This window comes from Streptomyces sp. RLB3-17, from assembly GCF_007113425.2.
In the GTDB taxonomy this organism is placed as follows: domain Bacteria; phylum Actinomycetota; class Actinomycetes; order Streptomycetales; family Streptomycetaceae; genus Streptomyces; species Streptomyces mirabilis_D.
The window spans coordinates 8,055,161-8,067,638 of record NZ_CP041610.2 but is presented as its reverse complement, the minus strand read 5'-3'; the positions used below and the strand labels follow the sequence as shown (position 1 = coordinate 8,067,638).

Here is a 12,478-nt window from a genome sequence, read left to right as displayed (position 1 = left end):
CGCATCGCGCACGGTTCAGGCCGGAACCCGTGGCCCGGCGAGGTTCTCGATCACGCGGCGGGTGCTCGGGCCGACGACCCCGGCCCACTCGTCGGGGGAGTCGGCCAGCCAACGCGCCATCAGAGTCGCGAAGCCGGGAACCCGGCGGGCCAGCTCGACCAGACCGCGGTCGAATCCGGTGGCTCCGGCCGGGGTGCGGACGAGGAGCAGGCCCGTGCGGTGCACCAGCTCCCGGGTGGGTTCCTCGCCCCGGCGGGCCGCGCCGTCCGCGGCGGCCCGCAGCAGGGTGTCGAGGACGGCCGGGTCCTGCTCGTGCGCGAGCAGCAGGTCCAGCAGCTCGCGCCGCAACGGGCCGCAGTCCCGGCTGCCCGGCGCCGCCAGGACGGCCGCGAGGGCCGCCCGCACCGGAGCCGGGCAGCCGACCAGCAGACCGCTGACCAGCGGGAAGAGGACGGATCGTGCCGCGGAACCGTGTTCGAGGCGCCGGTCGACATACGCGGCCACGTGCGCGGCGGCCTCGGGGCACAGCTCCACCACTTCCCCGACCAGCACGCCGACGCGGCGGGCGAGCGCGGGCGTGGTGACGTCGGCGAGCGTGCGCAGTGCCTCCGAGGTGTCCGCGCCCGGCCGTCGCAGCCGGACCCGGAAGGCTTCGAGCACCGGGTCGGGATGCGTGTTCAGGGCCGCGACCAGCGCGCCGGCGGGGAGCTGCGGATCGCCGGCGGCGAAGCGCTCCAGCGCCTGCGGCAGGTGCCGGGCCCGGGTCCACGGGTCCCGGACGAGCAGGCCGAGCGCGGCGCCGTGCAGCATGCGGTCGGCGGGGCGGGCGAGCAGGGTCAGCGCCGCGAAGCGCAGCAGCTCGCGGTCGGCCTCGGAGCGTGCGTGCGGCGCGGCGCGCAGCCCGTAGGCCATCGCCGCCACCCGCCGGGCCGGGCGCTCGTCGTGCGCCCACCGGTCCACCGCACGGCACACGGCCGAGGGCTCCTCCTCGGCGAGCGCGGCCAGCAGCTCGTCCCCGCGCCGGTGGGCACGGTCGATCAGGGCCTCCGTGAGGTCGTCCAGGGCGCGCCGCCGGTGTGCGTACAGCAGGGCCTGCGCGGCGGTCGCCACGGTCGCGTGGGGCGTCGCGGGCAGCGGCCGGTCGTCGTCGAACCAGGGGATGAGGTGGGGCTGTACGGCCGTGGGGTCGGCGGCGAGGAGTCGGGCGACGGCGTCCAGGTAGCGCGGGGCCTCCGTGGGACGGCGGCGGTGGGCGCCGGAGGCGGTGCGGGACCCCTCGGCCGGGCTCGCCTGTCGCGGCGCCCCGTCCGCCACGACCAGGCGCCTGAGCAGATCGAACCGCTCCGCCTCCGGCAACGGCAGCGCCTCCCAGAAGGAGGGCCCGAACTCCGCCGGCACCCCCCGGCCTTCGGTCCGCCACGCCACGATCCGCTCGGCGAGCAGCCTCAGCACCCGGGTGTACGGAGTCGCGTCGGGCACGCGCACCAGGACGTCCACGAGGAGGTGGGTCGCCCACCAGATGCCGTCCCCGGCCGGACCATCCTCCCCGGCCGGACCATCCTCCCCGGCCGGACCATCGTCCCCGGTCGGGGCGGACTCCTCCGCCAGCAGGTCGTCGACGGCCTCGACGAGGTCTGCGAGGCGGCGGGCCGGCGCACCGGCGCCCTGGTGCCGGGCCAGCAGGAGGAGGGCCTGCACGACGGGGCCGATGCGGTGGCGCGGGACGGGCACGGAACCGCTCTGGGCGGATGGGTCTACGGGGCTCCGCTGGGCCGGCACTCGCTCGGTACGCCAGGCTTCGCGGCGCCGGTGGACCAGGGCGTGCAGGGCCGGGTCCAGGTCCAGGTGGGTGCCCTGGATCCAGTCGGCGAGCTCCTCGTGGGCGAACCGGTAGCCGCTCCCGGCGGGGACCAGGAGGCCCTCGGTGAGGACGGCGGAGGCCCAGCCGGAGACACTCCCCGGGCGGCCTCCCGGGGCGGGCCCCCAGGGGAAGACGGCCTCGAAGGACACCCGGTCCAGCCGACCCTGTCCCGGCCCCAGACAGCGCCGCGCGGCCTCGTGCACCTGGCCGGAGACCTGGGCGGCGAGCCTTCGTACGGCCGTGCCACGCAGCCCGTTCGCCGCCGCGAGCCGGACCGCGACGCGCAGGCACATCAGGTCCAGATGGGCGGTGAAGACCTCCTCCCGGTCGAGTGGCCGGGTCGGCGGGTCCGGCAGCGCGGCGCGCAGCTCGGCCAGCAGCCGCAGCGTCAGCGGATGCCGTGCGTCGGCGGCCACCAGCGCGTCCTCGGGGATCCCGGACCGCGACCGCAGCCGCCGCGCCTCCTCCTCGGTCAAGTCGCCCAGCCTGACCCAGGGCGGAAGCTCCGGGTCGGCGCCGGCCCGGTGCAGCGACTCCGCCGGGAACCGGGTCCCCACCTGCTCCCAGTACTCGGCGCGGCAGGCGACGACGAGCCGCGCCCCGCTCGACCGCAGCCACTCGGCCGTGCCCGCGGTCCACTCGGGCAGCCGGTCGGCGAGGTCGGGCGGCATCTCCTCCGGTCCGTCGAGCAGGAGCAGCAGCGGCCGTCCGGCGGCCCCTGCCAGCCGGGCCAGCCGGTCGGGACCGATGTCGCCGAGCTCTCCGTCGTACCCGCCGGGCGGCAGTACCCCCGGCTCCCGGTGCGCCCCCTCCGCCGGGGCCGCCACCATCCGCCCCGCCCGCTCCAGCGCCCGGGTGGCCGCGTCGGCGACGGAGGTGTCCGTGGCGAGCAGGTCGGCGCCGCGCAGCCAGAGTGTGGGGGCCGGTTCGGTGCCCCGGGTGCGGCGGGCGGCGAGCGCCGCGAGCTCCGTCGTACGGCCGCTGCCGGGTGGGCCGACGAGTCCGAGGACGGCGGCCGGGCCACTCTCGAAGGCCGTGAACTCCCGTACGACGGCGGCCCGTTCGACGGTTACGTACGCCACGCCGTCGGTGCCCGGGGAGGTCGCGGCCCCGGGGCCGTCCGAGCCCACCGAGGTCGCCGTGAGTGCGAGTACGCCTGCCGGATTGAGATCGGCCCCGTACGCGGGAACGGTGGTGGCGTTGCGGTCGAGGAGTTCGGCGAGCGGACCCGTGACGCCGGGAGTGCGCAGGGGGACCGCGAAACCCGCGGCCCGGTGCTCGGTGTGCAGCGCGGTGCCGAGCACCCCGATCACCGCTCCGGTCGAGGCGTCGAAGACCGGTCCCCCGGCCGCCCCGCCGCCCAGCCGGAGCGCGTCCGCGCCGGCCGTGCCGATCGCCAACTCCAGTGCCTCGTCCAGGAGATGGAGGCGATCGGTCGCCGTGTACGTCACGGTGGTGCTGCCCAGCACCCGGGCCTCGCGCCAGCCGCCCGCGGGGATCAGGACATACGTGCCGGTCTCGACCCGCTCGCGCACGGTGACGGGAAGCGGGTCGAGGCCGAGGCCCTCGGTGCGTACGAGCGCCAGATCGGTTTCGGGGAGCGGGGTCACGGCGTCGGCGGTCACCACACAGCTGCGGCCGCCGGGCGCGTGCAGCACGAGGCGGGCCAGACCGTCGACGGCCTCGTGGCTGGTGATCACCGTGCCGTGGTGGTCGGCCACGAAACCCGTGCCGCGCGGACGTCCGGCCAGGTCGCAGACGCGCACCAGAGTCTCGTCCCGCGCGCGGCGGTCGTCGTCCGGTGTCTGCTCGTTCCCGGTCCGCAGGCCTCGTCCCGCCATGCTCGAGCCTCCCCGCCGTGATCCTTCCTCCGACGGTAGGCGCGAAATGATCAGCGGGACAGATCACGCGAGAAACGCGCCCCCTTCCGCTCCCTCGGTTCACTCCGAGCGCCTGCCCGAAGGGGTGAATAGGGCAGGGCGGATGGATACACCCTTGGGTGGGGGAACCGAGGGGGGACCGTGGAGCGGCGGGCACGAAACCCCGTGACCGCCGCTCCACGGGCTGGCGCCCGAGCATGAACGGGCCTCAGCCTGCGCCTCAGCCGCAGCCTCGGCCTCAGCCGAACACGGCGAGGCTCTTCGCCTTGCCCTTCTCTTCCTCCACCAACGCGAGGAACCTGCCCTCGGCGTCGAACACGGCCACCGCGCCCACCCCCGCGTACTCCTCGGGGATCTCCAGGCGTACGCCGTTGAGCAGCAGCCTGGCCCGCTTGGCGTCCACGTCCCAGCGCGGGAACGCGGCAGCGGCGGCCTCGGCGATCGGCATCACGGTCAGCTCCTCCTGGAGCTGGTCGAGGGTGCGCGCGGAGTCGAGCTTGTACGGGCCGACGCGGGTGCGGCGCAGGGCGGTGAGGTGACCGCCGACGCCCAGGTCCGCGCCCAGGTCCCGGGCGAGCGCCCGGATGTACGTCCCGGACGAGCAGACCACGGAGACGACCAGGTCGAGCACCGGAGTGCCGTCCTCGGCCACGGCGTCCCTGATGTCGTACACCGCGAAGGAGGAGACCGTCACCGGGCGGGCCGGGATCTCGAAGTCCTCGCCCTCGCGTGCCCGCTTGTACGAGCGCACGCCGTCGATCTTGATGGCGCTGACCTTGGACGGCACCTGCATGATCCGGCCGGTGAGCTTGGCGACCCCGGCGTCGATGGCCTCCCGGGTCACCCGAGAGGCGTCGGTGGACGAGGTGATGTCGCCCTCGGCGTCGTCCGTCAGCGTGTCCTGGCCGAGCCGGATGGTCCCCAGGTACTCCTTCTCGGTGAGCGCGAGGTGCCCGAGGAGCTTGGTCGCCTTCTCGACGCCGAGGACGAGCACGCCCGTCGCCATGGGGTCGAGGGTGCCGGCATGTCCGACGCGGCGGGTCCTGGCGATCCCGCGCATCTTGGCGACCACGTCGTGCGAAGTGAAGCCCGACGGCTTGTCGACGATGACAAGCCCGTCGGGCGTCTTGGTCTTCTGCGTCATTCCGCGGCGTCGCCGTCCGTCTCGTCGTCCTCGCCCGGCTTCTTGTACGGGTCCGCGTCACCGGCGAAGGTGGCACCGGCCGAGACCTCGCGCACCTTCGCGTCCGAGGCCCGCGCCTTGTCGAGCAGGTCCTCGATCGTCTTGGCGGTGTCCGGCAGGGCGTCCGCGACGAAGGTCAGCGTCGGTGTGAACTTCACGCCCGCCGCCGCGCCGACCGCCGAGCGGAGCACGCCCTTGGCGCTCTCCAGGCCCGCGGCCGCGGCCGCGCGCTCCTCGTCGTCCCCGTAGACCGTGTAGAAGACGGTCGCCTCCCGGAGGTCCCCGGTGACCCGGGTGTCCGTGATGGTGACATGGGTGCCGAGCCGCGGGTCCTTGATCCCACGCTGCAGCTTCTGGGCCACCACCTCTCGGATGAGGTCCGCCAGCCTCTTGGCACGCGCGTTGTCGGCCACTGGTCCGTCTCCTTCTTCGCCTTGCTTGTTCCGTCAGTCTTCGTCTGTATGAAGTCTGCGCCGTACCGACAGCAGCTCCACCTCCGGTCGCGCCGCGACGAACCGCTCGCACCGGTCCAGTACGTCGGTGAGGTGCTCGGTGTCTCCGGAGACCACCGCCAGGCCGATCTCGGCCCTGCGATGAAGGTCCTGGTTGCCCGTCTCCGCCACGCTCACCGGGTACTTCCGCTGGAGTTCAGCGACGATCGGCCGGACGAGAGAGCGTTTCTCCTTGAGCGAGTGCACATCGCCGAGGAGCAGATCGAAGGACAGCGTCCCCACATACATGTGTAACCGGATGTCCCGCCGGTACGGGATAGATGGCCTGCCAATGCGCTTGGCAGGGACATCAGAACCGTACAACGAACCCCTGGCTCGCTCGACGGAGTTTCGCCCGCGCACCGGCGAGGGCCGTTCACACAGTTCCCCGCGTCCCTGAAAGGGGCGCGGGGAACTGCGCGATCTTCCAAACGGCAAGCTGGCCGACGGTGACTTCTCACCGTCGGCCAGCTCGAGCCACTGCTTACGCCCGCGGCTTCTCGCGCATCTCGTACGTCGCGATGACGTCGTCGACCTTGATGTCGTTGAAGTTTCCGAGGTTGATACCACCCTCGAAGCCTTCGCGGATCTCGGTGACGTCGTCCTTGAAGCGACGCAGCCCGGAGATGTTGAGGTTCTCCGCGATGACCTTGCCGTCGCGGACGAGTCGCGCCTTGGTGTTGCGCTTGACCTCGCCCGAGCGGACCAGGACACCGGCGATGTTGCCCAGCTTGGACGACTTGAAGACCTCGCGGATCTCTGCCGTGCCGAGCTCGACCTCCTCGTACTCCGGCTTGAGCATGCCCTTGAGGGCCGCCTCGATCTCCTCGATGGCCTGGTAGATCACCGAGTAGTACCGGACGTCGACGCCCTCGCGCTCCGCCATCTGCGCCGCGCGGCCCGCAGCGCGGACGTTGAAGCCGATGACGATGGCGTCGGAGCCGGTCGCCAGGTTGATGTCGGACTCGGTGACCGCACCCACACCGCGGTGCAGGACACGGATGTCGACCTCGTCGCCGACGTCGAGCTGGAGCAGCGAGGACTCGAGAGCCTCCACCGAACCGGACGCGTCGCCCTTGATGATGAGGTTGAGTTCCTGCACCAGACCGGCCTTGAGGGCCTCGTCCAGGTTCTCCAGGGAGAACCGGACACCCCGGCGGGCGAAGTTGGCGTTGCGCTCACGCGCCGCGCGCTTCTCGGCGATCTGACGCGCCGTGCGGTCCTCGTCGACAACCAGGAAGTTGTCGCCGGCGCCCGGGACGTTGGTGAGACCCAGGACCAGGACGGGGGTCGACGGACCCGCTTCCTCGACGTTGTTGCCGTTGTCGTCGAGCATCGCCCGGACACGGCCGTACGCGTCGCCGACCACCATCGTGTCGCCGATGCGCAGCGTGCCGCGCTGGACCAGGACCGTCGAGACGGCACCACGGCCGCGGTCGAGGTGGGACTCGATCGCGATGCCCTGCGCGTCCTGCTCCGGGTTGGCCCGCAGGTCGAGCGAGGCGTCCGCGGTCAGGACCACGGCCTCCAGCAGCTGGTCGATGTTCAGACCCTGCTTGGCGGAGATGTCGACGAACATCGTGTCGCCGCCGTACTCCTCGGCCACCAGACCGAACTCGGTGAGCTGACCGCGCACCTTGACCGGGTCCGCGCCCTCGACGTCGATCTTGTTGACCGCGACCACGATCGGCACGTCGGCCGCCTTGGCGTGGTTCAGCGCCTCGATCGTCTGGGGCATCACACCGTCGTTGGCCGCCACCACGAGGATCGCGATGTCGGTCGACTTGGCACCACGGGCACGCATGGCGGTGAACGCCTCGTGACCCGGGGTGTCGATGAAGGTGATGCGACGCTCTTCTTCGTTGACCTCGGTCGTGACCTGGTACGCACCGATGTGCTGGGTGATACCGCCGGCCTCGCCCGCGACGACGTTCGTCTTGCGGATGGTGTCGAGAAGGCGGGTCTTACCGTGGTCGACGTGACCCATGACGGTCACGACCGGCGGACGCGCGACGAGGAACTCCTCGCCACCCTCGTCCTCGCCGAACTCGATGTCGAAGGACTCGAGCAGCTCGCGGTCCTCCTCCTCGGGGCTGACGATCTCGAGGACGAAGTTCATCTCGTCCGCGAGGAGCTTCAGCGTCTCGTCGGAGACGGACTGCGTGGCAGTGACCATCTCGCCGAGGTTCATCATCACGCCGACGAGCGACGCCGGGTTGGCGCCGATCTTCTCCGCGAAGTCGGTGAGGGACGCACCGCGCGACAGGCGGACGGACTGTCCGTTGCCGCGAGGCAGCATCACGCCGCCGACCGACGGGGCCTGCATGGCCTCGTACTCCTGGCGCCTCTGCCGCTTCGACTTGCGACCACGACGCGCCGGACCGCCGGGACGGCCGAACGCACCCTGCGTGCCACCACGGCCACCGGGACCACCCGGACGACCGCCGAAGCCGGGACGGCCACCGCCGCCACCGCCGGGACCACCGGGGCGACCGGCGAAACCGCCGCCGCCACCGCCGGGACCGGCCGGACGACCGGCGAAACCGCCACCGCCGCCACCGGGACGACCGGCGAAGCCGCCGCCACCGGGACGACCGCCGCCGCCACCGGGACCACCGGGACGACCGCCGCCGCCACCCGGACCGCGGCCGCCGGGGCCACCGCCGGGACGCGGACTGCCCGCAGCGGGACGCTGCGGCATCATGCCGGGGTTGGGACGGTTACCGGCGGGGCCACCGCCGGGACGCGGAGCGCCACCCTGCGGACGAGGCATGCCGCCCGGAGTCGGACGGGCACCGCCCGGACCGCCCTGCGGACGCGGAGCGCCGCCGGGACCGCCCTGGGGACGGGGACCACGGTCCTGACCCGCGCCCTGCGGACGCGGAGCGCCGCCGGGACGGTCACCACCGGGACGCGGGGCACCGCCCGGACGGGGCGCCTGCGGGCGCGCCATGCCGGTGGAGCCACCAGAGGTGAACGGGTTGTTGCCCGGACGCGGGCCGGCCGGACGAGCGCCGGGACGCGGGGCCTGGCCGCCGGGACGCGGAGCGCCCTGACGGTCGCCGCGCTCGGGACGGTCGCCGCGACCCTGACCACCCTGACCGGGACCACCGGCCGGACGGGCACCGCCCGGACGCGGAGCCTGGCCACTGGGACGCGGGGCGCCCGGACGGGGACCTGCGGCGGGAGCCGCGGGAGCCGACGGGGGCGCGGTGAACTCGGCCGCGACCGGAGCCGGAGCCGCCGGAGCGGGCTTCGGGGCGGGCTTGGGACCCGGGGTCGGGCGCGGACCCGCAGCAGCCGGGGTGACCGGAGCAGCCGGAGCTGCCGGAGTGACCGGAGCAGCGGCCGGGCGCTCGGCCACGGCCGGCTTCGGGGCCGGCGGGCGCGGGGCGGCCGGACGGGCAGCCTGCGCCGGAGAGGGGGCACCCGGCTTCGCCGGGGCAGCCTTACGTGCGGGGGCGGGCTTGCCGCCACCGCTGCCCTGCTGCAGGGCGTCAGTCAGTTTGCGTACAACGGGCGCCTCGATCGTCGAGGACGCCGAACGGACGAATTCACCGAGCTCCTGGAGCTTGGCCATGACGACCTTGCTCTCAACCCCGAACTCCTTGGCGAGTTCGTATACCCGGACCTTAGCCACTTCGCTCCTTTTAGGTCCGGGTTGCGTCCGGACCGTCGCTACTTCATGGGCGTACTCATCGCGTGCTCATCGAGTGCTCATCGCAATCTCGACCTACTTCCAACTCGCGGGGTACCAGGGCCGCACGGGGGTTCCGTACGACGCTCCTTACGGTGTTGCCTGCTCGACGTAGAGGCGCAACGCCGCTGTGTCGAGCGGTCCCGGGGCACGCAGCGCCCTTGGGAACGCCCGGCGGCGTACCGCCAGGTCGAAACAGACCAGGGCGGGGTGCACATAAGCGCCCCGGCCGGGCAGCGTACCGCGATGATCGGGGACGCATTCACCCTCGACCGCCACGGTCCGCAGCAGATCAGTCTTGGCCGCTCGCTCCCGGCACCCCACACAGGTGCGTTCAGGGCATGCGCGGGCTCGCGTCCGGCCAGACACTCTTAAGTCTACCTCCCCGCACCGACCTCACCCCTTTGGGGCAAGAATCGAACAGTTGCCGCGCATATAACTGACGTGATCTAAGCCACCTACGGCTCAGAACTATTCCCGGTGCTGGTCCGCGCCGCGCCGAGCGGTCTCGTCGGACGGCTGCTCGGTGTCCGGGCGGATGTCGATGCGCCAGCCGGTGAGGCGGGCCGCGAGGCGGGCGTTCTGGCCCTCCTTGCCGATCGCCAGCGACAGCTGGTAGTCCGGGACGGTCACGCGCGCGGAGCGGGCCGCGAGGTCCACGACCTCGACCTTGGAGACACGGGCCGGGGAGAGCGCGTTCGCCACCATCTCGGCCGGGTCGTCCGACCAGTCGACGATGTCGATCTTCTCGCCGTTCAGCTCGGCCATCACGTTGCGCACCCGGCCGCCCATGGGGCCGATGCAGGCGCCCTTGGCGTTCAGACCCGAACGGGTGGACCGGACGGCGATCTTCGTACGGTGACCGGCCTCGCGTGCGATCGCGGAGATCTCGACGGACCCGTCGGCGATCTCCGGAACCTCCAGCGCGAAGAGCTTCTTCACCAGATTGGGATGCGTACGCGACAGGGTGACGGACGGACCGCGTACGCCCTTCGCCACCCGAACGACGTACGAGCGCAGCCGCACCCCGTGCTGATACGTCTCTCCCGGGACCTGCTCCTGCACCGGCAGGATGGCCTCCAGCTTGCCGATGTCGACGAGCACGTTCTTGGGGTCGCGCCCCTGCTGCACGACACCCGTGACGATGTCGCCCTCACGCCCGGCGTACTCACCGAGCGTCGCGTCGTCCTCGGCGTCCCGCAGGCGCTGCAGGATGACCTGCTTGGCGGTGGTCGCGGCGATCCGGCCGAACCCCGACGGGGTGTCGTCGAACTCGCGCGCCTCCTGCCCCTCCTCCAGGTCCTCGGGGTCCTCCTTCGCCCACACGGTCACATGGCCGGTCTCCCGGTCGAGCTTGACGCGCGCGTGGCGGCGGCTTCCCTCGGTGCGGTGGTAGGCGATGAGGAGGGCCGACTCGATCGCCTCGACCAGCAGGTCGAAGGAGATCTCCTTCTCCCGCACCAAGCCCCGCAGGGCACTCATGTCGATGTCCACGGCTACGCCTCCTCTGCGTTCTCTTCGTTCTTGTTCTTACGGTTGAACTCGACCTGGACGCGGGCCTTGGCGATGTCCTGGAAGACGAGCCGCCTGGCGGTGGGCTTGCGCCCCTTCACGCCCGGCACCTCGACATCGACTCCCTCTTCGTCCACGTCGAGGATTCTCGCGACCAGTTCGCCGCCGTCCCCCAGCTGGAACTTCACCAGGCGGTCCATGGCGCGTACGTAGTGACGGTGCTCCTTGAGCTCGCGCTCGGCACCGGGGGTTCCGACCTCGAGGGTGTACTCGCCCTCGCCCATCGCGTCCGTCTCGTCGAGCTTCGCCGAGAGCGCGCGGCTCACATCGGCGATCGCGTCGAGGTCGGCGCCTTCGTCCGAATCGACGACTACACGCAGCACACGCTTGCGTCCGACCGAGTCCACTTCGACCTCTTCGAGGTCGAGTCCCTGAGAGCTGACGAGCGGTTCCAGCAGTACTCGCAGCCTCTCGCTCTGGGTGGTGCTCATCCGGGTGACTCCTCGGCCGCGTGTGCTGTTGTGGGTTGGTCGTGTGTCTGCTCAAAGGGTATCCGGTCGCGGAGGGTGTTGCCGTCCACCGTCCCCCGCCCCCGACGGGTCTCTCCCAAGGGGCGCGGGGAATGGCGCACCCGACGAGTCCGGGGCCGAACGACGGTGGCGAGCCCATGGGGGTCGATCGCGTGGGGCACGGGTACCGTGATCACGGGCGTGCCGCCCTCCCTTTCGTACGAGCCTTCCGAGGACGTCTGCCGTGCCGTTCACCCTGCCGCCGCGCACCCCCTCGGGGCCGCGCCGAAGGAGCCTGTTCGCCTCCGCCGCGGGCGCCTTCGTGCTCGTGGGCTGTTCCGCCCCCGAGCCCTCCACCGTCACCACGGTCCGGAGCCCCTCGGCCGCCGACCTGACACGCGCGCGTGCGGCCCGCGACAGCGAGTCGCTCGCGGCGCGCTACGCCGCCGTGATCACCGCCCATCCCCCATTGGCGGGCCGGCTGAAGCCACTGCGGGCGGAGGTCGTACGGCACGCGCAGGCGTTCGGGGGCAGCGGAACCGCCGGCAGTCGGCCCTCCGCCTCCGGCTCGCCCTCGGCCTCCGCCTCGGCGCACCCCAGCCCCTCCCCCACCGTGCCCGCCCAGGAGAAGGACGCCCTCGCCGACCTCGCGACCGCCGAGCGCACCTTGGCCGACCAGCGGACGAAGGCCCTGCTGACGGTCCCGGGCGAGCTGGCCAGGCTGCTCGCCTCGGTGGCCGCGGCCGGAGCAGCACACGCGTTCCTGCTGACGGAGGGTGCCAAGTGAGCACGACCGAGGACACGAAGAGCGCCAAGGCCGCCGAGCTCGGCGCGTTGCAGGCCGCGCTCGCCGCCGAGCACGCCGCCGTCTACGGGTACGGCGTCGTCGGCGGCAGGATCGACGAGGCTCGCCGGGGCGAGGCCCGGTCGGCGTACGACGCCCATCGGGCGCGGCGCGACGAACTCGCGCGCGCCGTACGGGACCTGGGCGGCAGGCCGGAGGTCTCGGCGGCGGCGTACGCGCTGCCGTTCGCCGTGAAGGACTCCGCCGCGGCCGTACAGCTCGCGGCCGACCTGGAGGAACGCGTGGCCGGGGTGTACTCCGACCTCGTACGCGCCTCCTCGGGCGATCGGCGGCGCTCGGCCGCCGAGGCGCTGCGGGAGGCGGCGGTGCGGGCGGTGCGCTGGCGCGGCGAGAGCGTAGCCTTCCCTGGTCTCGCCGAGCGGGCGGCCCCCTCGGCCACCCCTGCCGCGGCGACGCCGTCGCCCTCGTGACACGCCCCTGACGACCTGGACGAGACGACCCGGACGACTTGGACGACCTGGACCAGCTGGAAAGGAACAC

At 72.7% G+C, this 12,478-nt stretch carries 10 protein-coding genes; 2 read left to right on the top strand and 8 right to left on the bottom strand.

Going from position 1 to position 12,478, the window contains the following annotated elements; all coding sequences use genetic code 11:
• Nucleotides 1–15: 15 nt before the first annotated feature.
• The 8 genes from FNV62_RS36455 to rimP form a co-directional block, all read right to left on the bottom strand.
• Entirely contained in the window at nt 16–3,702 is a 3,687-nt protein-coding gene (locus tag FNV62_RS36455; protein ID WP_143628348.1) for a trypsin-like peptidase domain-containing protein, read from the bottom strand.
• 277 nt (nt 3,703–3,979) lie between these two features.
• Complete coding sequence (gene truB, locus FNV62_RS36450) at nt 3,980–4,885, bottom strand: tRNA pseudouridine(55) synthase TruB (RefSeq protein ID WP_054232826.1); 906 nt, start codon at nt 4,883–4,885, stop codon at nt 3,980–3,982.
• A complete protein-coding gene (rbfA, locus tag FNV62_RS36445; RefSeq protein ID WP_054232827.1) occupies nt 4,882–5,337 on the bottom strand; it encodes a 30S ribosome-binding factor RbfA in 456 nt (151 codons plus the stop codon). Before rbfA ends, truB begins: the two co-directional genes overlap by 4 nt.
• Nucleotides 5,338–5,370: 33 nt before the next feature.
• Nucleotides 5,371–5,664: a DUF503 domain-containing protein gene (locus FNV62_RS36440; protein WP_060901164.1), complete on the bottom strand. Its 294-nt coding sequence runs from the start codon at nt 5,662–5,664 to the stop codon at nt 5,371–5,373.
• A gap of 235 nt (nt 5,665–5,899) precedes the next feature.
• Nucleotides 5,900–9,055: a translation initiation factor IF-2 gene (infB, locus tag FNV62_RS36435; RefSeq protein WP_143603085.1), complete on the bottom strand. Its 3,156-nt coding sequence runs from the start codon at nt 9,053–9,055 to the stop codon at nt 5,900–5,902.
• A gap of 147 nt (nt 9,056–9,202) precedes the next feature.
• Nucleotides 9,203–9,481 carry a YlxR family protein gene (locus tag FNV62_RS36430; RefSeq protein ID WP_082417223.1) on the bottom strand — a complete coding sequence of 93 codons (279 nt, stop codon included), beginning with the start codon at nt 9,479–9,481 and terminating at the stop codon, nt 9,203–9,205.
• A 102-nt stretch (nt 9,482–9,583) separates the two neighbouring features.
• A complete protein-coding gene (gene nusA, locus FNV62_RS36425) occupies nt 9,584–10,606 on the bottom strand; it encodes a transcription termination factor NusA (protein WP_054232831.1) in 1,023 nt (340 codons plus the stop codon).
• A 2-nt stretch (nt 10,607–10,608) separates the two neighbouring features.
• Nucleotides 10,609–11,115 carry a ribosome maturation factor RimP gene (rimP, locus tag FNV62_RS36420; protein WP_060901166.1) on the bottom strand — a complete coding sequence of 169 codons (507 nt, stop codon included), beginning with the start codon at nt 11,113–11,115 and terminating at the stop codon, nt 10,609–10,611.
• A 262-nt stretch (nt 11,116–11,377) separates the two neighbouring features.
• Between rimP and FNV62_RS36415 the strand changes: the two genes are divergently transcribed.
• Complete coding sequence (locus FNV62_RS36415) at nt 11,378–11,920, top strand: hypothetical protein (protein ID WP_143603084.1); 543 nt, start codon at nt 11,378–11,380, stop codon at nt 11,918–11,920.
• Nucleotides 11,917–12,408 (top strand): ferritin-like domain-containing protein, encoded by a 492-nt coding sequence (locus FNV62_RS36410; RefSeq protein WP_097286451.1) that lies wholly within the window; start codon nt 11,917–11,919, stop codon nt 12,406–12,408. Before FNV62_RS36415 ends, FNV62_RS36410 begins: the two co-directional genes overlap by 4 nt.
• Nucleotides 12,409–12,478: the final 70 nt, after the last annotated feature.

Coding starts and splice junctions, on each gene's coding strand:
- FNV62_RS36455 (WP_143628348.1), bottom strand. CDS start 3,702: ATGGCGGGACGAGGCCTGCGGACCGGGAACGAGCAGACACCGGACGAC.
- truB (WP_054232826.1), bottom strand. CDS start 4,885: ATGACGCAGAAGACCAAGACGCCCGACGGGCTTGTCATCGTCGACAAG.
- FNV62_RS36440 (WP_060901164.1), bottom strand. CDS start 5,664: ATGTATGTGGGGACGCTGTCCTTCGATCTGCTCCTCGGCGATGTGCAC.
- rimP (WP_060901166.1), bottom strand. CDS start 11,115: ATGAGCACCACCCAGAGCGAGAGGCTGCGAGTACTGCTGGAACCGCTC.